At 68.9% G+C, this 22,103-nt stretch carries 22 protein-coding genes; 7 read left to right on the forward strand and 15 right to left on the reverse strand.

The features are described 5' to 3' along the window. The first annotated feature begins 53 nt into the window (after positions 1 to 53). Positions 54 to 1,205 carry a MalY/PatB family protein gene (locus AC6CH0_RS00925; protein ID WP_498097700.1) on the forward strand — a complete coding sequence of 384 codons (1,152 nt, stop codon included), beginning with the start codon at positions 54 to 56 and terminating at the stop codon, positions 1,203 to 1,205. Here the strand turns inward: AC6CH0_RS00925 and AC6CH0_RS00930 are convergent. Further along, complete coding sequence (locus AC6CH0_RS00930; RefSeq protein ID WP_498097702.1) at positions 1,180 to 2,112, reverse strand: hypothetical protein; 933 nt, start codon at positions 2,110 to 2,112, stop codon at positions 1,180 to 1,182. The genes AC6CH0_RS00925 and AC6CH0_RS00930 overlap by 26 nt on opposite strands. A 5-nt stretch (positions 2,113 to 2,117) precedes the next feature. Continuing rightward, the gene (gene guaB, locus AC6CH0_RS00935) at positions 2,118 to 3,620 is read right to left on the reverse strand and encodes an IMP dehydrogenase (RefSeq protein ID WP_498097704.1); all 1,503 of its coding nucleotides are present in this window, start codon (positions 3,618 to 3,620) and stop codon (positions 2,118 to 2,120) included. Between the two features lie 402 nt (positions 3,621 to 4,022). Between guaB and AC6CH0_RS00940 the strand changes: the two genes are divergently transcribed. Genes AC6CH0_RS00940 through AC6CH0_RS00955 form a run of 4 tightly spaced genes read left to right on the forward strand, consistent with a single transcriptional unit; the run spans position 4,023 to position 7,828 of the window. After that, positions 4,023 to 5,174 carry a branched-chain amino acid ABC transporter permease gene (locus tag AC6CH0_RS00940; RefSeq protein WP_498097706.1) on the forward strand — a complete coding sequence of 384 codons (1,152 nt, stop codon included), beginning with the start codon at positions 4,023 to 4,025 and terminating at the stop codon, positions 5,172 to 5,174. Positions 5,175 to 5,189: 15 nt separating this feature from the next. Continuing rightward, on the forward strand, positions 5,190 to 6,170 hold the full coding sequence (locus AC6CH0_RS00945; RefSeq protein WP_498100976.1) for a branched-chain amino acid ABC transporter permease: 981 nt from the start codon (positions 5,190 to 5,192) through the stop codon (positions 6,168 to 6,170). Continuing rightward, positions 6,160 to 7,074 (forward strand): ABC transporter ATP-binding protein, encoded by a 915-nt coding sequence (locus tag AC6CH0_RS00950; protein WP_498097708.1) that lies wholly within the window; start codon positions 6,160 to 6,162, stop codon positions 7,072 to 7,074. Before AC6CH0_RS00945 ends, AC6CH0_RS00950 begins: the two co-directional genes overlap by 11 nt. Continuing rightward, positions 7,061 to 7,828, forward strand: a complete 768-nt coding sequence (locus tag AC6CH0_RS00955; protein ID WP_108595967.1) for an ABC transporter ATP-binding protein — start codon at positions 7,061 to 7,063, stop codon at positions 7,826 to 7,828. The genes AC6CH0_RS00950 and AC6CH0_RS00955 overlap by 14 nt, the downstream gene beginning before the upstream one ends. A 449-nt stretch (positions 7,829 to 8,277) precedes the next feature. Here AC6CH0_RS00955 and AC6CH0_RS00960 read toward each other — a convergent pair whose 3' ends face one another. The 3 genes from AC6CH0_RS00960 to groES form a co-directional block, all read right to left on the reverse strand. Then, positions 8,278 to 9,567: an ABC transporter substrate-binding protein gene (locus AC6CH0_RS00960; protein ID WP_498097710.1), complete on the reverse strand. Its 1,290-nt coding sequence runs from the start codon at positions 9,565 to 9,567 to the stop codon at positions 8,278 to 8,280. A gap of 272 nt (positions 9,568 to 9,839) precedes the next feature. Further along, positions 9,840 to 10,793, reverse strand: coding sequence for an EamA family transporter RarD (gene rarD / locus AC6CH0_RS00965; protein WP_498097712.1), 954 nt, complete (start codon positions 10,791 to 10,793; stop codon positions 9,840 to 9,842). A gap of 105 nt (positions 10,794 to 10,898) precedes the next feature. Continuing rightward, on the reverse strand, positions 10,899 to 11,195 hold the full coding sequence (groES, locus tag AC6CH0_RS00970; protein ID WP_022893833.1) for a co-chaperone GroES: 297 nt from the start codon (positions 11,193 to 11,195) through the stop codon (positions 10,899 to 10,901). Positions 11,196 to 11,560: 365 nt separating this feature from the next. On the opposite strand from groES, the gene AC6CH0_RS00975 reads away from it, so the two are divergent. Continuing rightward, complete coding sequence (locus AC6CH0_RS00975) at positions 11,561 to 12,748, forward strand: class I SAM-dependent methyltransferase (protein ID WP_498097714.1); 1,188 nt, start codon at positions 11,561 to 11,563, stop codon at positions 12,746 to 12,748. 32 nt (positions 12,749 to 12,780) lie between these two features. On the opposite strand, the gene AC6CH0_RS00980 is transcribed toward AC6CH0_RS00975, so the two are convergent. The 10 genes from AC6CH0_RS00980 to glmS all read right to left on the reverse strand — a co-directional run bounded on the left by AC6CH0_RS00980 (position 12,781) and on the right by glmS (position 20,992). Then, positions 12,781 to 13,401, reverse strand: coding sequence for a DUF4190 domain-containing protein (locus AC6CH0_RS00980; RefSeq protein ID WP_498097716.1), 621 nt, complete (start codon positions 13,399 to 13,401; stop codon positions 12,781 to 12,783). Positions 13,402 to 13,411: 10 nt separating this feature from the next. Beyond that, positions 13,412 to 14,098, reverse strand: a complete 687-nt coding sequence (locus tag AC6CH0_RS00985) for a DUF4190 domain-containing protein (RefSeq protein WP_498097718.1) — start codon at positions 14,096 to 14,098, stop codon at positions 13,412 to 13,414. Between the two features lie 62 nt (positions 14,099 to 14,160). Beyond that, positions 14,161 to 14,655, reverse strand: a complete 495-nt coding sequence (locus tag AC6CH0_RS00990) for a DUF4190 domain-containing protein (protein WP_498097720.1) — start codon at positions 14,653 to 14,655, stop codon at positions 14,161 to 14,163. Between the two features lie 126 nt (positions 14,656 to 14,781). Continuing rightward, complete coding sequence (gene tsaD / locus AC6CH0_RS00995) at positions 14,782 to 15,849, reverse strand: tRNA (adenosine(37)-N6)-threonylcarbamoyltransferase complex transferase subunit TsaD (protein ID WP_498097722.1); 1,068 nt, start codon at positions 15,847 to 15,849, stop codon at positions 14,782 to 14,784. Then, positions 15,846 to 16,451, reverse strand: a complete 606-nt coding sequence (locus tag AC6CH0_RS01000) for a GNAT family N-acetyltransferase (RefSeq protein WP_498097724.1) — start codon at positions 16,449 to 16,451, stop codon at positions 15,846 to 15,848. Before AC6CH0_RS01000 ends, tsaD begins: the two co-directional genes overlap by 4 nt. Then, the gene (gene tsaB / locus AC6CH0_RS01005) at positions 16,448 to 17,083 is read right to left on the reverse strand and encodes a tRNA (adenosine(37)-N6)-threonylcarbamoyltransferase complex dimerization subunit type 1 TsaB (protein WP_498097726.1); all 636 of its coding nucleotides are present in this window, start codon (positions 17,081 to 17,083) and stop codon (positions 16,448 to 16,450) included. Before tsaB ends, AC6CH0_RS01000 begins: the two co-directional genes overlap by 4 nt. Before the next feature lie 10 nt (positions 17,084 to 17,093). Then, a complete protein-coding gene (gene tsaE / locus AC6CH0_RS01010) occupies positions 17,094 to 17,609 on the reverse strand; it encodes a tRNA (adenosine(37)-N6)-threonylcarbamoyltransferase complex ATPase subunit type 1 TsaE (protein WP_498097728.1) in 516 nt (171 codons plus the stop codon). Next, positions 17,609 to 18,754, reverse strand: coding sequence for an alanine racemase (gene alr, locus AC6CH0_RS01015; RefSeq protein WP_498097730.1), 1,146 nt, complete (start codon positions 18,752 to 18,754; stop codon positions 17,609 to 17,611). Before alr ends, tsaE begins: the two co-directional genes overlap by 1 nt. Further along, positions 18,751 to 19,119, reverse strand: a complete 369-nt coding sequence (locus AC6CH0_RS01020) for a holo-ACP synthase (RefSeq protein WP_498097732.1) — start codon at positions 19,117 to 19,119, stop codon at positions 18,751 to 18,753. Before AC6CH0_RS01020 ends, alr begins: the two co-directional genes overlap by 4 nt. A 22-nt stretch (positions 19,120 to 19,141) precedes the next feature. Next, on the reverse strand, positions 19,142 to 20,992 hold the full coding sequence (glmS, locus tag AC6CH0_RS01025) for a glutamine--fructose-6-phosphate transaminase (isomerizing) (protein WP_498097734.1): 1,851 nt from the start codon (positions 20,990 to 20,992) through the stop codon (positions 19,142 to 19,144). Between the two features lie 127 nt (positions 20,993 to 21,119). Between glmS and coaA the strand changes: the two genes are divergently transcribed. After that, positions 21,120 to 22,076 carry a type I pantothenate kinase gene (gene coaA, locus AC6CH0_RS01030; RefSeq protein WP_498097736.1) on the forward strand — a complete coding sequence of 319 codons (957 nt, stop codon included), beginning with the start codon at positions 21,120 to 21,122 and terminating at the stop codon, positions 22,074 to 22,076. The last annotated feature ends 27 nt before the right edge of the window (positions 22,077 to 22,103 follow it).

Below are 22,103 nucleotides of genomic sequence, written 5' to 3' on the forward strand. Positions count from 1 at the left end.
CGGTTCGGCGCCGCCCCCTGCCACCTGCGGCCGTTCTGCGGCAAGCTGGAGACATGCAACGCATCGCAGCAGAGCCCCTCGACGCCCTTCGCACGCGAACCAGCGCGAAGTGGCGGCTCTACCCCGACGACGTGCTGCCGCTGCCCGTCGCCGAGATGGACTACCCCCTCGCCGAGCCGATCGCCGCCGCCCTGCACGCCGCGATCCGCCGCTCCGACACCGGCTACATCGCCGGCAGCCGGCCGGTGGCCGAGGCGTTCCAGGTCTTCGCCGCAGCGCGGCTGGGCTGGGAGGTCGACCCCGCGCGCGTCACGTGCACGGCAGATGTCAGCATGGGCATCGTCGAGGTGCTGCGTCGGGTGACGGCGCCGGGCGACGGCGTCGTCATCACCCCGCCCATCTACCCGCCGTTCTTCGACCTCGTCACCGAGGCGTCGGGCCGCGTCGTCGAGGTGCCGATGCTCGGCGGCATCGACGAGGGATGGGCACTCGACCTCGACGGCATCGACGCGGCGTTCGCCGCCGGCGCCCGGGCGATGGTGCTCTGCAATCCGCACAACCCGATCGGCCTGGTTCCGGATGCCGCTCAGCTGGCCGCCCTCGCCGAGGTCGCCGCCCGGCACGGTGCCACGATCGTGGCCGACGAGGTGCACGGCCCGCTCGTGCAACCCGGGGTCGCGTACACGCCGTTCCTCACCGTCTCCGACGCCGCACGCGAGCACGGCGTAACGGTCACTGCGGCGACGAAGGCGTTCAATATCGCCGGGCTGAAGGCGGCGCTCATCGTCACCGCGAGCGAACGCGGCGACCGCGTGCGCGCCGCGCTGCCCTACGAGGTCGAGTGGCGCATGAGCCAGTTCGGCTCGATCGCCTCCATCGCGGCGTTCCGCGAGGGTGCGCCCTGGCTCGACGGCGTGCTCGCGAGCCTCGACGACAACCGGCGGCTGCTCGCCGAGCTCATCGCAGACGAACTGCCGGGGGTGCGATACCGCCTGCCCGACGCGACCTACCTCGCCTGGCTCGACCTCACGGCGCTCGGCTGGGGCGACGACCCCGCCGCCTACGCGCTCGAGCACGCCAAGGTCGCGCTCGGCATCGGTCCGACGTTCGGCGCGAGCGTCGGCCGCGGGCACGCGCGACTGAACTTCGCGTGTACGCCCGAGGTGCTCGCCGAAGCCGTCACGAGGCTCGCCGACGCCCGTTGAGCGTCGCGACGAGCCTGGTCGACGTCGCCGATCCGACGCGCTGCGCCACCGCCCGTCTCACCGAGGTCTCGACGAGCGCGAAACCGGGTGGATCGCCCGAAGGCGGCATCACGATATTGCGCGCGTGAAGCAACTCCCGGGCGGCGTGCAACTGCCGCTCCGCCTCGATCCGTCGATCGTGGGGAAGCTCCGCACGGGCCGCCTCCGCCTCACGGCGCGCCTCGGCGAGCAGGGCGACGACGGCGGCGATCACGGCGTCGTCATCGGCCGCGGACCGTGCCGCGACCGCCTCACGCACGTCCGCGGGAATCCGTGCCCGACCGACGGCGAGTGCGAGAGCGAGCCCGGTGATGGCGGCGGCCGCCGCCCAGCCGGCCGCGACCACCGTCGGGTCGGCTCCGCCGGCGGTGGCCGCGACGACCATGACGATGCTCAGCACGGAACACGCCGTGCTCCAGATGAGCGTTGCGCGACCGGAGCGGACGATCGGTTCGAGGGGCAGCAGCGCGAGCGCGCAGCCGACGGCCACCAGCAGCAGGAATCCGATCACCGCAGGCGCCACATCGGCGACCGTGATCCCGGTCGGGTAGCTGCGGCCGATCTTGGAATAGGTTCCGGTCGCTGCGAACGCCAGCACCGACCCGATGATGCCGAGCACGGTGAGCATGACGCCGCTGACGCGACGACCGGCCGCGCGGCTCGATACGGGCCCTTCGCCTCGCGTCGTCGCTTCGATGTCGCGGGCCGCGATCAATTCGGTCGCTCGCGTCGCCGCCGAATCCGCGATGCGCTGCAGCCGCTCGAAGTACGCCGGCTCGTTCGCGAACGCGAGCCGTTCGAGCACGACAGGGTCGCGCTCGATGCCCGATTGCTGCGCGATCGCTGCGTACTCGAGCGCGTCGTCCATCGAGGCTAGCGGGTGTAGTTCGGCGCCTCGACGACGATCTGCACGTCGTGCGGGTGCGACTCCTTGAGCCCGGCGGGCGTGATGCGCACGAACCGGCCCTTCGCCTTCAGTTCGCCGATCGTGCGTGCGCCGACGTAGAACATCGATTGCCGCAGGCCACCGATGAGCTGGTAGGCCACTGCCGACAGCGGGCCGCGATAGGGCACCTGGCCCTCGATGCCCTCGGGGATCAGCTTGTCGTCCGACGGGACATCCGCCTGGAAGTAGCGGTCTTTCGAGTACGAGGTCTTCTGGCCGCGGGTCTGCAGCGCCCCGAGCGAGCCCATGCCGCGATAGGCCTTGAACTGCTTGCCGTTCTGGAAGACGAGCTCGCCCGGGCTCTCGGCCGTGCCGGCGAGCAGCGAGCCGAGCATGACAGTGTCTGCGCCGGCGACGAGCGCCTTCGCGATGTCGCCCGAGTACTGCAGGCCGCCGTCGGCGATGAGCGGCACACCGGCGGGCTTCGTCGCCTTGGAGGCCTCGTAGACGGCCGTGATCTGGGGAACGCCCACACCCGCGACGACGCGGGTCGTGCAGATCGAGCCGGGGCCCACGCCGACCTTGACGGCGTCGGCGCCGGCGTCGACGAGCGCCTGGGCACCCTCGCGCGTTGCGACGTTGCCGCCGATCACGTCGATGTGCGCGAACGTCGGGTCGGTCTTCAGCCGGCGGATGATGTCGAGCACTCCGGCCGACTCGCCGTTGGCGGTGTCGACGACGAGCACGTCGACCCCGGCGTCGCGCAGCGCCTCGGCGCGCTCCCATGCGTCGCCGAAGAAGCCCATCGCGGCGCCGACCCGCAGGCGACCCTCGCTGTCTTTCGTGGCATTCGGGTACTGCTCGGACTTGTCGAAGTCCTTGACGGTGATGAGCCCGGTGAGCCGCCCCTCTTCGTCGATGAGCGGCAGCTTCTCGATCTTGTGCTTCGCGAAGATCGCGAGCGCCTCGTCTGGGTTCATGCCGACTCGCCCCGTGATGAGCGGCATCTTGGTCATGACCTCGCGCACCGCGGTGGTCGGCTTCTCGAAGTCCGATACGAAGCGCATGTCGCGGTTGGAGATGATGCCGACGAGCTTCCCGTCGGTGTCCACGACCGGCAGGCCGCTCACCCGGTACGTCGCGCAGAGCGCGTCGACATCGGCGACGGATGCCTCGGGCGTCGTCGTGACCGGATTGGAGACCATGCCCGACTCGCTGCGCTTGACCCGGTCGACCATGTCGGCCTGGTCGGCGATGGAGAGGTTGCGGTGCAGGATGCCGATTCCGCCCTGGCGAGCCATGGCGATCGCCATGCGTGCCTCGGTGACGGTGTCCATGGCGGCGGACAGGAGCGGAGTCGAGACGGTGATACGGCGGGTGAGGCGCGACGTGGTGTCGGCTTCGCTGGGGATCACATCGGTGTGGCCAGGCAGCAGGAGGACGTCGTCGTAAGTGAGTCCTGTGAGTCCGAACGGGTCGGCCTGGTCCATGTCGCTCCTCTTGTCGAGATCTGCTCAAACGCCGCGAGCCACCGGTCAGGTCCGCGGTATCAATCTTAAGCGAGTTTGCATCCCGGGCATTCCCGGATAACAATCGAACGCCGTTTGCCTCACTCGCGAAACGTTTGAGACATAATCGGCACGTACTGTCAACGACGTTGTTGACAGGTAAGGACCGAACCCCGAACGGCCACCAGCCTGAGGGGCGCCCTTGGAGGTGCAGTGAAACCCACACGAACGCTCGCCCATCGGTCTCCAAGGAGGTGGCTCGTTCTCCTCGGAATCTTGTTGTCCGCACTCACTCTGTCCGGCATCGCAGCGTCCCCTGCGATGGCGGAGGATGGGAGTACGACCCAAGAATCCGAAGAGTTCGAATACTTCTTCACGGGGAACGTGCAATTCGATCGAGAACCGCTCGAAGGCGTGCAGATCACGGTCGAAGGCGGCGGCTTCGAAGCCGACGTCGAGACCGATGCTGAAGGAAAATGGCGCATCGGCGTACCCGAAGAGGGCGAGTACAAGATCACGCTCGATGAGGACACCCTCCCCGAGGGCGTCGTCGTCGCGGAGGGCGGGTCCACCATCACCGCCGAGTTCGGCCTCACGAAGCTGAAGGCGGTGAACTTCTTCCTCGGCGAGGGCGAGCGCACGACCACCTCCTTCGGAGCGCAGCTGCTCGAACGCACGATCAACGGCCTGAACTTCGGCCTGCTCCTCGCCCTCGCGGCCATCGGGCTCTCGCTCATCTTCGGCACGACGGGCCTCTCGAACTTCGCCCACGCCGAGATGGTGACCTTCGGCGCGCTGATGGTGCTGAGCTTCGGAGTCGACTTCGCCTTGCCGATCTGGCTGGCGATCGCGATCGCCCTCGTGCTCAGCGCAGCGCTGGGCTGGGGACTCGATGCGGCGATCTGGAAACCGCTCCGCAAACGCGGGGTCGGGCTGATCCCGCTCATGATCGTGAGCATCGGTCTCTCGCTCGCGATCCGGTACACGTACCAGTTCTTCTACGGTGGCGCGACCCGGCAGCTGCCGGGCGCGACCGCCCCGAAGGAACTGTCGTTCGGCGGCGTCCAGCTCTCCTGGATCGATGTCGGCAGCATGATCGTCTCGGTCGTGGTGCTCCTCGCCGTGGCGTACTTCCTGCTGAAGACGCGCATCGGCAAGGCCACCCGCGCCGTCTCCGACAACGCGAGCCTCGCCTCGGCGAGCGGCATCGACGTCGACCGCGTCATCCGCATCGTCTGGGTGCTCGGCGCCGCACTGGCCGGCCTCAGCGGCATCCTCTGGGCGTACTTCCGCCCCGGCGTCAGCTGGGACATGGGCTTCCAGATCCTGCTGCTGATCTTCGCCGCAGTCACGCTCGGCGGACTCGGCACCGCCTTCGGCGCCCTCGTCGGCTCCCTCATCGTCGGTCTCTTCATCGAGATCTCGACGCTGTGGTTGCCGAGCGACCTCAAGTACGTGGGCGCGCTCGTCGTGCTGATCCTCGTGCTGTTGTTCCGACCGCAGGGCATCCTCGGTCGCCGCGAGAGAATCGGCTAAGGAGGACCGACCATGATCGACTGGACTCAGATCTTCTCCAACGCGGCGCAGGAGCTCATCAGCCCTGTTACCGCGGCGTACGCATTGGCCGCCCTCGGCCTCGCGGTCCACTTCGGATACACGGGACTGCTGAACTTCGGCCAGGCCGGGTTCATGGCGCTCGGCGCCTACGGCTATGCCATCTCGGTGCTCTCATTCAATCTGCCCGTCTGGGCCGCGGTGCTCGTCGGCATCGGCGCGTCCGTCGTGTTCGCCCTGATCCTCGGCATCCCGACTCTGCGGCTCAGAGCCGACTACCTCGCGATCGTGACGATCGCGGCAGCGGAGATCCTGCGGCTCATCTTCACGACCAACACGTTCGACGCCCTCACGGGGTCCGCGAGCGGCCTGCAGGGCTACAAGGGCGGCTTCGCGGATCTCAACCCGATCCCGCAGGGCACCTACGGCTTCGGACCATTCATGTACAACGAATACGACTGGTGGGTCCGCATCGTCGGCTGGTCGCTCGTCGTCATCATCGCGCTCCTCACCTGGCTCATCATGCGCAGCCCCTGGGGTCGCGTCATCAAGGGCATCCGTGAAGATGAAGACGCCGTTCGCGCCCTGGGCAAGAACGTCTACTCGTACAAGATGCAGAGCCTCATCCTCGGTGGTGTCTACGGCACCCTCGCCGGCATGATCTTCGTCCTGCCCCGAGCGGTCGTCCCGGCGAACTACCAGACCTCGCTCACGTTCTTCGTCTATGCGATCCTGCTGCTCGGCGGGGCCGCCACGATCCTCGGACCCATCATCGGTTCGATGATCTTCTGGGTGCTGCTCTCCTTCTTCTCGGGCTTCATCTCCCGAGCGGTGGAGGCGGGCTGGCTCCCGTTCATGACGCAGGTGCAGGCCGGGCAGCTCCGGTTCATCCTCGTCGGCGTCGCGATCATGTTGATCGTGATATTCAGGCCCCAGGGCATCTTCGGAAACAAGAAGGAGCTGGCCTTTGTCAAGTGACGTCACTCCCACGTCCAAGCCGGTGAAGACCACGGGTCTTCACATCGGCGCTGCAGAACCCGGATGCCGCAAGGTCGACCCGATTCTCATCGCCGACGGCGTCACCCGCACCTTCGGCGGCCTCACCGCGGTCGATGTCGACCACGTCGAGATCCCACGCGGTGCGATCACCGCGCTGATCGGCCCGAACGGCGCCGGCAAGACCACGTTCTTCAACCTGCTGACGGGCTTCGACAAGCCCGACTCCGGCACGTGGGAGTTCGAGGGTCGTTCGCTGGCGCACGTGCCGGCCTATCGGGTCGCCCGCATGGGCCTCATCCGCACGTTCCAGCTGACGAAGGCGCTCGGCCTGCTCACGGTGCTCGACAACATGAAGCTCGGCGCGAAGGACCAGAGCGGCGAGAACCTCTTCCGCTCGGTGCTGCCGTTCCTCTGGCGCAAGCAGGAGGAGGAGATCGAGGCCAAGGCCATCGAACTGCTCGCCCGCTTCAAGCTCGACACCAAGAGCGCCGACTACGCCGCGAGCCTCTCGGGCGGGCAACGAAAGCTGCTCGAAATGGCGCGAGCTCTCATGAGCGACCCAACACTCGTGATGCTCGACGAGCCGATGGCCGGGGTGAACCCGGCGCTGACCCAGTCGTTGCTCGACCACATCCTCGACCTGAAGTCCCAGGGCATGACCGTGCTGTTCGTCGAGCACGACATGCACATGGTGCGCCACATCGCGGACTGGGTCGTCGTGATGGCCGAGGGCCGCATCGTGGCCGAGGGCGACCCGCACACCGTCATGGAAAACCAGGCCGTGATCGACGCCTACCTCGGCGCACATCACGACGCCGATCTCGGCGCGACCGACACGGAACACGTCGAAGTCCTGAAGGAGCTCATCGATGACGAACAGTAATCCCGCCCCGGGCGCGGTGCTCGAGCCCGTCGGCGACATGGTCGTCGAGGTCGATACGGTGACCGCCGGGTACCTCCCCGGCGTCAACATCCTGAACGCGTGCTCGCTCCAGGCGCGACAGGGTGAACTCATCGGCATCATCGGCCCGAACGGTGCCGGCAAGTCCACCCTCTTGAAGGCGATCTTCGGCCTGGTGAAGGTGCGAGAGGGAACGATCCGCCTGAACGGCGAAGAGATCACGAACCTGAAGGCGAACAAGCTCGTCGCCAAGGGCGTCGGCTTCGTACCGCAGACGAACAACGTGTTCCCCTCGCTCACGATTCAGGAGAATCTCGAGATGGGCCTCTTCCAGAAGCCCAAGGGGCTGAAGGAACGCCTCGAGTTCGTCACCGAGATCTTCCCGGAGCTCGGCAAGCGACTCGGCCAGCGGGCCGGTTCGCTCTCGGGCGGTGAACGCCAGATGGTGGCCATGTCGCGCGCGCTCATGATGGGTCCGCACGTGATGCTCCTCGACGAACCGAGTGCCGGCCTCTCCCCGGTGCGCCAAGACGAGGCGTTCCTTCGCGTGAAGGAGATCAACCGCGCCGGCGTCACGACGATCATGGTCGAGCAGAACGCACGCCGCTGCCTGCAGATCTGCGACCGCGGGTATGTGCTCGACCAGGGCCGCGACGCCTACACGGGCACCGGTCGCGACCTGCTGAACGACCCGAAGGTCATCGGTCTCTACCTGGGAACGCTCGGCCAGGACTGACCCACTCGGAAGAGAACGACTGAAGGGGCGGATACTGCGGCATCCGCCCCTTCTCGCTGCTCGGGCGCACCCGCCGCGCGCTTCGTGGTCCCCGCCCGACCTGCCGGTGCTCCTGTTGCCTGCGACCCGGTCCTCGGAGCCCTCCGGGGCACCCCCACCGATGCTCCCCATCATCCATTGCACCAATTCAGGAGCGGAGACGTGTCGTGCGGCGTGCCGCCGGATACTCACCAATGACACGCCGTGCGCGCTCCTGAATTGCTGCAGGAGCCGGCTGCGGGATGGGAAGGCTGGGGGCCGGGCTTGTGGGCTGGGTGGGCTCTCGGCGGACTGGGCAGGCCAGGGGCCGGCTGCGTCCGCCGGGATGGTGAGCGGGTCGGGTGCGCACCCCGCACGCACGAAGAGAGGGCCCCGGCCGAAGCCGGGACCCTCTCAGTCGTCAACCCGAATCAGTTGATGCGGGTGTACGTGTTGTCGTCACCGTACTCGTAGACGCCGATGGTCGCCTCGGTCGGGTCACCGTGCTCGTCGAGCGTGATGGGACCGGACGGACCGTCGAAGTCGATCTGCTTGCCCTCGGCGAGCAGCTTGGCGCCGTCAGCGAAGGTGGTGACCTTCTCGCCGTCGCCCGAGCCGCCCGACACCTGGCGGAGGTACTTGGCGATGTCGGCACCTTCGGTGCTGTTCGCCGCATACGCCGCAAGGGCGATCAGGATCGTCGCGTCGTACGACTCGGGACCGTAGCTGAAGTCGGCGAGCTCGGGGTCGACTGCGAGCAGTCGATCACGGAAGTCGTCTTCGAGCTTCGGGCCGGGCAGCGTGCCCTTCGAGCCGGCGATGAGGCCGGGCGCGAAGTCTGCGCTGTAGTCGGACAGGTTGCCGTCGACGAAGTACAGCTGGTCACCGGGGTAACCGGAGCCGACGAGCGCCGGAACGACGACCTTCGCCTCGTCGAACGTGATGACCGCGACCGCGTCGGGGTTCGAGGCCGAGATGGCCGAGAGCTGCGCGTCGAAGTTCGAGTCACCCGTGTTGAAGAGCTCTTCGGCGACCACTTCGCCACCGGCTGCTTCGAACGCCTCTTTGAGGGCAGCGGCGAGGCCGGTGCCGTAGGGGTCGTTCAGCACGAGCAGGCCGAGCGTCGAGTGACCGTCATCGGCGATCTGCGTGCCGAGCACCTCACCCTGGAGCAGGTCGGACGGCGCGGTGCGGAAGTACAGACCGGCGTCTTCGTACTCGGTGAAATCGGGCGAGGTGTTCGCCGGCGAGAAGTGCACGACACCGGCAGAGGTGATCTGGTCGATGACCGTGAACGAGACACCCGACGAAGCAGCGCCGACGATCGCCGAGACGTCCTGCGAGAGCAGGTCGGTCACGGAGACGGTGGCGATGTCGGTCGTGGTGTCGCCCGAGTCGCGGTAGACGACTTCGAGGTTCAGGCCCGAGTCTGCTTCGACGATCTCTTGCTTCGCGAGCTCGACGCCGGCTTCCTCGGGCGGGCCGAGGAACGCGAGCGTACCGCTCTGCGGAAGGATCGTTCCGATCTTCATGTCGAGGCTCCGCTCACCGGCCTCGATGGGCAGTGCGTCGCCGGTGTCGGCCGGCTCTTCCGTCTCGGCCGACGGCGTGCCGCCCGACGCGCACGCAGTGAGGAGGAGGGTGCTGACGCCGGCAATGGCGAGACCCGTCCAGGCTGCGCGAGCCGAACGCTTGGCCGAGGCCTTCGCGAATACGCTCATGTTGCTCCTTGGGACTGAAGGAATTGGTACACAATGCAGCGCCATGGTGACGCCGTTGATTGACAGTATTCCGCGCCAAAGGCGGAAACAAGTCGGCGCGGTCACAACCGTGTAACACCGCTCGAATCGTTACCTCGCCGACACCTCGACCCGATTCGACGCACGGATTCCGCGGAAACGCCTGCACAAACGCGAGGAACGAGCGTCTGGGCCATCCGCTCACCGACGCCGCAATCACGCCCGGAAATCACGCGGCGAACCGCGAGCTCGGCTCAGGCGGGTTCGGCGATGACCCGCCGAGACGCGCGCACTCCACGGAGCAGATCGACGGTCAGCACGATGAGTGCGACCCAGACGAGACCGAATCCGACCCAGCGCTCGGGTGGCATCGGCTCCTGCAGGATCACGACGCCGACCAGGAATTGGATGAACGGCGCGAAGTACTGGATGAAGCCCATGAAGATGAGCGGCAGCCGCCGCGAGGCCGCAGCGAAGAGCAGGAGCGGCACAGCGGTGATCGCCCCGGCGAGCAGCAGGAGTACCGTGTGCCAGACGCTGACCGTGCCGATCGTCAGACCCGTGGTCATGCCGACGAACACGAGCTGGACGACGGCGAGCGGCGCGAGCCAGACGGTCTCGATGGTCAGCCCCGAGACGGCATCGACCTTGGGGCCGACCCGCTTCTTGATGAGGCCGTAGAACCCGAACGAGAAGGCCAGCACGAGCGCGATCCACGGCAGTTGCCCGTAGCCGATGGCGAGCACGACGACCGCCACGATCGAGATGCCGACGGCGATCCACTGCGTGAGATTCAGCCGCTCGCGGAGGAGGAACACCCCGAGGAAGACGGTGACGATCGGATTGATGAAGTACCCGAGCGCCGCCTCGACCACCTGGTTCGACAGCGTCGCGTAGACGTAGGTCTGCCAGTTGATGAAGATCAGGAGGCCGGCGAGGCCCATCGTGAGCACGATGCGGCGATCGCGGAACAGCACCGCGAGTGGCCGCCATGCTCGTGTGACCGTGATGAGCAGGGCGCAGAAGACGAGCGAGAAGAGCACCCGCCAGCCGACGATCTCGAACGGGCCGGATGGTGCGAGCGCGATGAAGTAGACCGGCAGGAAGCCCCACAGCCCGTAGGCGCCGATCGCGAAGAACAGGCCCGACCGGCTGACACCGGCCGAGGTCGTCGAGGCTGATGGCGCGGGTTCGGAGCGGGTCGGCACCAGCACAGACTACGCCCGGCAGACGACGATCACGTCGAAACGACAACGAGGCCCGGATGTCCCGATCGGGACATCCGGGCCTCGGATGAATCGTTTCGCCGCTCGTTAGCGGACGACGACTGCGAGCACGTCGCGAGCCGACAGCACGAGCAGGTCGTCGCCGCCGAACTTGACCTCGGTGCCGCCGTACTTCGAGTAGATCACCTTGTCGCCGACGGCGACGTCGAGGGGGATGCGGTTGCCGTTGTCATCGATACGACCCGGGCCCACTGCCACGACCTCGCCCTCCTGGGGCTTCTCCTTGGCAGTGTCGGGGATGACCAGACCCGATGCGGTGGTCTGCTCGGCCTCGACCTGCTTGATGACGATGCGATCCTCGAGCGGCTTGATGGAAACCGACACGGTTGACCCCTTTACTCTCAATGAATGAACTGTCTTGACGAAGACTGGTTAGCAGCCTCAGAGCGAGAGTGCTAAAGCGAGTCTAGGGGCGATTTGGCACTCATGCAACGTGAGTGCCAGCCCGTTCAGCCACAGGCGAACGCGGGCATTCGCATCGCGCCGCTCCCCCGTGTGCGCGATGCCAGCGTGGCCGCCCGGGTGGGGATGCGCATCGCGCCGCTCCCCCGTGCGCGCGATGCTAGCGTGGCCGCCCGGGTGGGGATGCGCATCGCGCCGCTCCCCCGTGCGCGCGATGCTAGCGTGGCCGCCCGGGTGGGGATGCGCATCGCGCCGCTCCCCCGTGTGCGCGATGCTAGCGTGGCCGGGTGGATCGTGCCGAACTCGTCGAACTGCTCTCTCCAGAGGGCCTCACGCTGCTCGACGCACTTCCCGCCTGGGACTCGAAAGCCGACATCGTCAAGACCGTCGCCGACCTGCGCAAGCAGGGCCACGCGCCGACCCTCGTCGCCGCTGTGCTCAGCCAGGCCAAGCTCCGCGCGAAGGCCGAGCGCAAGTTCGGGCCGTTCTCGTCCCGCATGCTCTTCACCGAAACAGGGCTCGAGCAGGCCACCCGGTTGAAGGTCGCGGCCCTGCACGCCGGGCGCTTCTCGCGAGCCGGCGTCGGCCACGTGGCCGACCTCGGATGCGGCATCGGCGGCGACGCCCTGGCCATGGCAGCGATGGACCTCGAGGTGACGGCAGCTGATGCCGACGAGGTGACCGCGGCGATCGCCGCCTACAACCTCACGCCGTTCCCGCGTGTCCACGTGCTGCACGAGCAAGCCGAGCGAGTCGCTCTCGCGGGCATCGACGGAGCCTGGCTCGACCCCGCCCGGCGCACCACCGCCGGCGGAACCACGACGAGGATCACGGATGCCGCAGCCTACTCGCCCTCGCTCGAGTTCGCCTTCGGCCTCGGCGGGCGCATGCCCGTCGGCGTGAAACTCGGCCCGGGCACCGACCGCGACGTCATTCCGGCCGCTGCCGAGGCGCAGTGGGTCTCGGTCGACGGCGATCTCGTCGAGCTGGGCGTCTGGTTCGGATCGGTCGCGCGGCCTGGCATCCGTCGTGCCGCGCTCGTCATCCGCGGCGACGCAGCGCAGGAGCTCACGGCGGGCGCCGACAGCGAAGACGCACCCGTCGGGCCGCTCGGCGAATTCCTCTACGAACCCGACGGTGCGGTGATCCGCGCACGGTTGATCGGCGACCTCGCGCGGGCGCATGGCGCCTGGATGCTCAGCGCCGGCATCGCGTACCTCACTTCCGACACCGCCTTCGACTCGCCGTTCGCACGAGGCTTCCGGGTGCTCGAACGACTGCCGGCCGACGAACGCCAACTCCGCCAGGCGCTGTCGGCCCGCGGCATCGGCACGCTCGAGATCAAGAAGCGGGGCATCGACATCGACCCGGCAGTCCTGCGCACGAGACTGAAGCTCCGCGGCGCGGCATCCGCCACCATCGTGCTGACGCGAGAAGCGGGCCGGCACGTCGCCCTGCTCGTCGAGCGGATCTGAGCCGACCTGCGGGGCGCGCCCGTGGTCTCGCGCTACTGCGGAAGCGCGCCGAAGACGATCGCGTAGTAGCCGATCCACACGGCCGAGAAGACGAGTCCGGCGAGGCCGGTGCCGATGCCGACGAAGGCGAGCGAGCGTCCGTGCTCTTCGCGACGCAGACCCAGCACGCCGAAGACGATCGCCGCGATCGAGAGCGGCAGCATCCAGCCGATGAACAACGAAGCGATCGCGCCGATGGTGCCGACGACGGCGGCGACCCAGCTGTACACCCGCCGCTGCGTCTGCTCCTCGACCACCTCGTTCACGTCGATGCCAGGACGGTGCACGATCAGCAGCTGACCCGTCGAGATCGACCGCAATTGTCCGGTGTCGAACGGCACGTCGAATTCGCGCACCGCAGGATCGGCACGGAACGTCGGTTCGGCGGGTTGGAACGGTGCGAGCGGCTCCAGCGGTGTCATGCGCGCATCGCCCGTCGCATGCTGGCCGGTCGCGCCGCTCGGGGTCGGCCCGTTCTGGACCGCTCCCTCCGCGCCACTCGCATCGCCCGAATGGCGAGGGCCTTCGGACGGCGGAACGGCGTTCGGCCCGGAACCGCCTGGAAAGCGGTCGGGGGTCTCGCCGTCGGGCGAGACCCCCTCACGCTCAGCCATGGACTGCTCCTCAGTACCCGTAGTAGCTGTCGTAGCCGGCGAAGGCGACACCCCACAGCACGAAGGAGAGCAGGGCGATGCCGATGCCGACGAAGCCGAGGATGATGCCGGTGAGCCACATGCCCTTCGCGGCCGGCTCCTTCTTCTTGCCGAGGAAGCCGAGCACCACGGCCGCAGCCGGGATGAAGAGCTGCATGACACCGCCGACGAACGGGATGAAGACCACGAAGAAGCCGAGGAGGCCGACGATGCCGGCGATCAGCGAGATCAGGCTGAGCACCGGAGTCGACTTCGTCGGTGCCGTGGTGCCGTAGGCAGGCGCGCCGTACGCGGCCTGGGCGGGAGCGCCGTATGCGGGCTGGGCGGGAGCACCGTAGCCCGGAGCCGACTCACCGGCTGCCGGAGCGCCGTACACGGGCGGGGCCGGCGGCGTCGCAGCACCGTAGCTCGGCGGGGCCGGCGGCGCGGGCGGCGCCGGCGGCTCGGGCGCGGCGGGCGGCTCGGGCGCCGACGGCACGTCTGGCGTGGATGCCGCTGGAGCAGCCACCACGTCGTCGACCGGCACGATGGGTTCCGGGGCACCCGGAACGCCGGGCTCGGGCGCATCGGGCATCGAGGGCTCGGGAACGCTCGGCGTCTCGGGCTCCGTCGGCACCTCTGGGAGGTCGGGGTTGTCTGGGTTCTTCGGATCACTCATGGCATTCGCCCTTCTGCGTGGTCGGTGTGCGAGCACCCGAGATCGGACTCGGGCGCGCGAGATCAGTAGCTGGAGTCGTAGTACGCGCCGGTCGCCGCGAGCGAGGCGAAGATCACGATGAAGATGACCGTGAGGATGACCGAGATCAGGATGCCGACATAGCCGGTGATCAGACCGCCGATCGCGAGGCCGCGACCCTGCTCGCCGGTCTTCTTGATCTGGCTGAGCGAGATGTGCCCGCAGATGACGCCGACGAGGAAGCCCACGCCGGTGATGATCCCGGCGAGGGAGGCCACGAGCGAGACGATCGCGAGGGTGTTGGTCTTCGGACCAGGAGCCTGAGCGTACGCGGGCTGCCCGTAGGCGGGCTGTCCGTAGCCCGGCGCCGGCGTGCCGTACGCCGGCGCGGCGGGCTGGGGCGTGCCGTAGGCGGGTGCCGGCGGCGGGGGCGTACCGAAGTCCGGCGCAGCCGGAGCAGCGGGCGCGGCCGGAACCTCGGGTGCGGTCGGCGGCACCGGCGGCACGGCGGGCTGCTCAGGAAGGTTCTGATCGGTCACGGTGGGTTCCCCTCGATGGCTGTGGATGCGACTCCGTCACGATGACCGGCGCGCCGGGCGCATCGGCGACGACGGCATCCGGTCTCTCCCGATCACACTATCGCGCCGCACGTGGGCGCGCACGGATTATGCGAGGTCGGCCGCCACGCGGATCTCCGTCGCCGGGAGCGTCGAGTCGGCGCCGAAGTCGAGGGTCGAGGGCGGATGGCCCGCCATCACGAGTTGCGCGCCGAGGGCGGCGATCATCGCACCGTTGTCGGTGCAGAGCGACAGCGGCGGAATGCGCAGCGCGATGCCCGCGGCATCCGCTCGCTCGATCGCCACCTCGCGCAGCCGCGCGTTGGCGACGACGCCGCCGCCGAGCAGCAGGCGCGGAACGCCGAGTTCGGTGCACGCGGCGATCGCCTTGGTGACGAGCACGTCGACGACCGCTTCGCGGAAGCTCGCCGCGACATCGGCCCGTGGCACCGGTTCGCCCGCCGCCTCACGCTGCTCGACCCACCGCGCGACGGCCGTCTTCAACCCGGAGAAGCTGAAGTCGTAGCGATGCGCGGCGAGGTCTTTCGGCTGCGTGAGTCCACGCGGGAATCGGATGGCCCGCGGGTCGCCGCCGACGGCCGCGCGATCGATCTCCGGCCCGCCGGGATACGGCAGCCCGAGGAGTCGCGCCACCTTGTCGAACGCCTCGCCGGCAGCGTCATCGATCGTCTCGCCGAGGAGCTCGACGTCGGAGACGAGGTCGCGCACGAGCAGGAGCGACGTGTGCCCACCCGAGACGAGCAGTGCGACGGTCGGCGTCTCGAGCGGGGCCGCGGTGTCGAGCAGGTCGGCGCCGACGTGACCGACGAGGTGATTCACTCCGTAGATCGGCACCTCGAGAGACAGGGCGAGCGCCTTGGCCGCGCCCACGCCGACCATGAGCGCTCCGGCGAGCCCTGGCCCGCTGGTCACGGCGATCGCGTCGAGGTCGGCAAGGGTGACGGATGCCTCGTCGAGAGCCGACCGGATCGTCGGCCCGAGCGCCTCGAGGTGGGCGCGAGCGGCGACCTCGGGCACGACTCCGCCGTACCGGGCGTGCTCCTCCATCGAGGAGGCGATCGAATTGGCGAGGAGCGTCGTTCCGCGCACGATGCCGACGCCGGTCTCGTCGCAGGAGGTCTCGATGCCGAGGATGAGCGGGGCGTCGCGGTTCACGGTGCCCCTCCGGAGCCCGGATCGACGCGGTCGACGGCACCGAGGGCGGCGCTCGCGCCCACCTCGGAAGCGTTCCCGCTTCGCGCATCGGCCGGCCTGGTGATCGCCGGCGGGACGGTCAGTCGCATGTGCACGGCATCAATGCCACCCCGGTAGTACCGCGGCCGCACACCGATCTGCTCGAAGCCGAGCGAGTCGTAGAGTGCACGGGCGACGGGATTGTCCGCCCGCACCTCGAGGAAGATCTCCGCGACGTGCCGTCGTCTGGCCTCGGTGATCAGCGCGTGCATGAGCCCCCTGCCGAGCCCGATTCCTCGCGTCGACGGGGCGACGGCGATCGTCTGGATGTCGCCCTGCCCGCCGCCGGCCGGCGCGAGGAGACCGGCGTAGCCCAGCAGCCCGGTAGCGGGGTCGTCACCGGAACCCGGCGCGCGCTCCGCCTCGTGTTCGACATCGACCGCGACGAGGTAGTAGCCGTGCGGACTCTCGATCTCACGGCGCATCGCGTCTTCGGGCCAGGCGTCGGCCTCGAAGGTCGCGCGTTCGAGCACCATGATGCGTTCGAGATCGGCGATCGTGGCTCGCCGCATGAACACGCTCATCGCAGGACCTTCTTGCCAGCAGACGGGGTCACATCGGGGGCGCGCAGGTAGATGGGGCGATCCTCGGTGAGCGGCAGTCGGCCGGCGGCGAACGCCTGTTCGGCGAGCATGCCGATCGCGGCGGCGGAGACGATCGCGGCGTCGAAGCGGATTCCTCGCGCGGCAGGGACCTCGTCTCGGGGCACGAGACCCGGGCCGCCGACCCGAACGGGAAGTCCGTCGCCGTCGAGACCGTCGTACTCGGAGACCGCGAACTCGCGGCGCCGCGCGTCGGTGACCACCTGGAGGGCTCCGGTGTCGCCGGCGCGGTACCGCGTGTATGCGATGGCGTCGTGACTCACCACGGGAACGAACGGGCGGCCGGTGCCGAGGGCGAAGGCGTGCGCCGCCGCGATGCCGACGCGCAGGCCGGTGAACGGTCCGGGGCCCATGCCGGCAGCGACTCCCGAGAGCATGCCCGACCTCACGCCCGCCCCAGCGAGCGCGTCGCGGATGAAGCCGCCGATCACCTCGGCGTGGCGCATGGTGTCGTCGGTGCCGACTTCGGAGAGGCAGCGCAGTTCACCGCTGACACTGTCGCGATCGACGACGGCGACACTCGTGCCCGTCGAGGTGTCGATCGCGAGGAGCATGACCTCAAGCCTACGCGGGCACGGCGTACGGAGTGCCCGCCCAACGCGGTCCATGCCCGACGACGGTGACGACGCGCGGTTCGTCGGCGTCGAGGAGAGCGTCGGCATCGATGCTCGCCTCGCCCGCGACATCCGCGATGCTCGCGCCGGTCGGCCGCTCGATGACGATCTCGAGCCAGGAGTCGGTGACCTCCTCGACGAGTCCCGCGCCCCACTCGACGACGACGACCGAACGGTCGAAGTCGAGGTCGAGGTCCTCGAGCAGCGCCGCGCTGCCGAGTCGGTAGGCGTCCACGTGCACGAGCGGCGCACCGCCCACGAGGCTGGGATGGGTTCGCGCGAGCACGAAGGTCGGACTCTGCACGGGTCCGCGGATGCCGAGGCCTGCGCCGATGCCCCGGGTGAGGGTGGTCTTGCCGGCGCCGAGCGGCCCGGTCAGCACCACGACGTCACCGGCGCGCAGGACACCACCGAGTTCGCGACCGAACGCCTCCATCGCTGGAGTGTCGACGATGTCGAACCGCATCAGGCGCCGTCCAGATAGCGGCGCGGCACGCGCGGCCCGACGCGGGTGACGATCTCGTAGCCGATCGTGTCGGCGGCGTCGCCCCAGTCGTCGGCCGATGGCTCGCCGCGCTCGGGGTCGCCGAACAGCACGACCTCGTCACCGACCTCGGCCCGATCGTCGCCGAGATCGACGACGAACTGGTCCATCGCGATGCGACCGACGACGGGGCGCCGGGCGCCGGCCAGCCAGACCTCGGCCCGACCCGACGCCTGACGCGGAACGCCGTCGGCGTAGCCGAGCGGAACGAGCGCGAGCGTCGAGGGGTGATCGGCCCGCCAGATGTGGCCGTAGGAGACGCCGGTGCCCGGCTCGACGCGTCGCACGGCGGCAACGCGTGCGCGCAGGGTCATCGCGGGCCGAAGGCCGAGGTCGGCGGCCGTCGTGCCGTCGTCGTACGGCGACACGCCGTAGACCCCGATGCCGGTGCGGACGAGGTCGAAGCGGGCAGCCGGCAGGCGCAACGCGGCCGCGGTGGACGCGAGATGACGCACCTCGGGCCGGAGCCCTGCCGCTGCCGCCTGCTCGAGTCCGAGTTCGAAGGCCGCGAGTTGGCGTGCATCCTCTTCGGGCGAGGCGTTCGCGAGATGGCTGAACACGCCGCGCACCCGGATCCGTCCGGCACGCTCGAGCCGCGCAGCGAGTGCCACCGCTTCACCCCAGAGCCCGGGTGCAACACCGTTGCGGCTCAGGCCCGTGTCGAGTTTCACGTGCACCGCTGCGGTGCGGTCGACGGATGCCGCGGCATCGGCGATCGCCTGGAGCTGGGCGAGCGAGGAGGCGCCGAGGTCGATGCCTCGGCTCACGGCCGGGGCGAAGGAGGCATCCGGGTCGTGCAGCCAGGCGAGGAGCGGGGCATCGATACCGGCGTCGCGGAGCTCGTGCGCCTCGCCGAGGTCGGCGACGCCGAGCCAGTGCGCCCCACCTGCGACCGCCGCCCTGGCCACCGGAACCGCGCCGTGCCCGTAGGCGTTCGCCTTCACGACGGCCATCGTCATCGCCGGAGCGACGGCCTCGGCAAGAACGGCGACGTTCTCGCGCACAGCACGGAGATCGACGACCGCTTCACGGAACGGGTGACGCGTTGCACCCTCCGCGCTCGTCACGACGGTCCCCCCGCCCCGGTCTCGAGCACGACGAACGCGCTCGCGATTCCGGCGTCGTGGCTCATCGTGACGTGCACCCGATCGATGCCGAGGTCGCGGGTGAGCTGGGCGATCGCACCTGACAGTTCGAAATCGGGGTTGCCGTGTGCGTCTTGCACGACGCGCATGTCATGCCAGCGGATCACCGGATTGCCGCCGAGCGCCTTGATCAGTGCCTCTTTCGCTGCGAATCGCGCCGCGAGCGACCGCGCCGGCCGATCGCGTTCGCTCTCGGCGAACAAGCGCTCACGGAGCGCAGGAGTGCGTGCGAGCGACCGCTCGAAACGGCCGATGTCGACGACATCGATGCCGATTCCCGCGATCACCGCACGACCCCCGGCATCGGGCTCACTCGACCGTGACCGACTTCGCGAGGTTGCGCGGCTGGTCGACGTCGAGGCCCTTCGCCTGCGAGAGCTCCATCGCGAAGATCTGGAGCGGCACGACGGCGAGGAGCGCTTCGAACAACGGCGCCGCGAGCGGGATGCGCAGCACCTCGTCGGCGAACGGCAGCACGGCGGCGTCGCCGGCCTCGGCGATGGCGATGACGCGCGCGCCGCGGGCACGGATCTCCTGGATGTTCGAGACGACCTTCGGGTGCAGGGCGGCCGAACCGCGCGGACTCGGCACGACGACGAAGACCGGCTGGCCCGGCTCGATGAGCGCGATCGGGCCGTGCTTGAGCTCGCCCGCCGCGAAGCCCTCGGCGTGGATGTAGGCGAGCTCCTTGAGCTTCAACGCACCCTCGAGGGCGATCGGATAGCCGACGTGACGGCCGAGGAAGAGCACCGAACGCGTGTCGGCCATCCAGTGCGCGAGCTGCGCGACCTTCTCGGATTCGGCCAGCACGGTTTCGAGCTTCTCGGGCACCGCCTGCAGCTCGCGCAGCTGTGTCGCGAGTTCGTCGGCGGAGAGCGTGCCCCGAACGCGCGCGAGGTGCAGGCCGAACAGGTAGAGCGCGGCGATCTGCGCGACGAAGGCCTTCGTCGATGCGACCGCGACCTCGGGGCCGGCGTGCGTGTAGACGACTGCATCGGACTCGCGGGGAATCGTGGCGCCCTGCGTGTTGCAGATCGAGATGGTGCGCGCACCCTGCTCGCGGGCGTACTTCACGGCCATGAGCGTGTCCATGGTCTCGCCCGACTGGCTGATCGAGACGACCAGGGTGTGATCGTCGAGCACGGGCTCGCGGTAGCGGAACTCATGGCTGAGCTCGACCTCGACGGGTACCCGCGCCCACTGCTCGATCGCGTACTTCGCGACCATGCCGGCGTACGCGGCGGTGCCGCACGCGATCACGGTGATGCGACGGATGCCGCGGAGTTCCTCATCGCCGAACGACTCGAGTTCGGGAATGACGACCTGGTCGTCGACGACTCGGCCGAGCAGCGTCTTCGCGACGGCCTCGGGCTGCTCGGAGACCTCCTTGCGCATGAACGACGACCAGCCGCCCTTCTCGGCGGCTGAGGCGTCCCATGCGACGTCGAACGGCTCGACCTCGACCGGCTGCCCGTCGAAATCGGTCACCACGACGTCGGTTGCCGTGATCGTCACGATCTGGTCCTGGCCGATCGCCACAGCGCGCTTCGTGAATTCGACGAAGGCCGCGACATCCGACCCCAGGAAGTTCTCACCGTCTCCGAGTCCGATGACGAGCGGGGAGTTGCGGCGCGCGCCGACGACGACGCCGGGCTCGTCGCGGTGCACGGCCAGCAGCGTGAACGCGCCGTCGAGGCGGGACACGATGTTGCGGAACGCCTCGCGCAGGTCGCCGGTCGCCCGGTACTCCTTGCCGAGGAGGATTGCGGCGACCTCGGTGTCGGTCTCGCTTTCGAAGGTGAAGCCCTCGGCGAGCAGTTCGTCGCGCAGCTCGGAGAAGTTCTCGATGATGCCGTTGTGGATGAGCGCGAGGCGTCCCTCGTCACCCAGGTGCGGGTGCGCGTTGCGGTCGGTCGGTCCGCCATGGGTCGCCCACCGGGTGTGACCGATGCCGGTGCCACCGCGGTGCAGGGGGTTCGCGTCGAGCTCGTCGGCGAGCATCTGCAGCTTGCCGGCGCGCTTCGCGGTCTCGATGGCGCCGTCGTCGTCGACGATCGCCACTCCTGCCGAGTCGTAGCCACGGTATTCGAGGCGACGCAGGCCACCCATGAGGACGTCGAGGCTGTTGCGCTCTCCGACGTATCCGACGATTCCACACATGGGTGCGATTCTACTGGCGCAATCCTGTGCACCTGCCCGCCCATCGCACCCGACGCTTCGTGGCTCGCCGCCGTCCGCGCCGACACCGCCGTCTCCGCCCCCGCGGTGGCCTGACTACACTGGCACGGTGCCCGATCCGCAGAGTCCGTCATCGCACGCGGCGCAGATCTCCCCGTTCATCGAACTCGACCGGGCCGACTGGGCCGCACTCGCCCCGTCGATCCCCTCGCCGCTCCGCGAGACCGAGATCGTGCAACTGCGCGGGCTCGGCGAACCGCTGGATCCGCGCGAGGTGGCCGAGGTGTACCTCCCACTGAGCCGCCTGCTGAACCTCTACGTCGGCGGCACCAAGTCGCTGCACAAGGTCACGAGCGAGTTCCTGCGCGAACGCTTCGAGTCGACGCCGTTCGTGATCGGAGTCGCCGGTTCGGTCGCGGTCGGCAAGTCGACGATCGCCCGGCTGCTTCGCGAGCTCCTCGCTCGATGGGAGCACACACCCCGGGTCGAGTTGATCACGACCGACGGATTCCTCTTCCCGAATGCCGAGCTCGAGCGCCGTGGCCTCATGGCCCGCAAGGGATTCCCCGAGTCCTACGACCGTCGCGCGCTGCTGCGTTTCGTGAGCGAGGTGAAGGCCGGCGCCGCCGAGGTACGGGCGCCGTTCTATTCGCATCTCGCCTACGACATCGTGGATGACGCTCAGGTCACCGTGCGCCGACCCGACGTGCTCATCGTCGAAGGACTGAACGTGCTGCAGCCGCCCGGACCCGGTCACCGCCTGGCGGTGAGCGACCTCTTCGACTTCACGATCTACGTCGATGCGCGCACGAGCGACATCGCCCGGTGGTACGAGGAGCGGTTCCTGAAGCTCCAGCGGGGGGCGTTCGCGAACCCTCGCTCGTACTTCCACCGCTACGCGAGCCTCACGGAGGCCGAAGCCAGAGCTCGCGCGCGCGAGATCTGGCACTCGATCAACGAACCGAACCTGCTGCAGAACATCCGCCCGACGCGGTCGCGGGCCTCGCTCGTGCTGCGCAAGGGTTCGGACCACACGGTCTCGAGCGTGCTGCTGCGCAAGCTCTGAATCAGGCATCGACGATCGCTGGCCGAT

The organism is Agromyces sp. GQ35 (assembly GCF_059758475.1).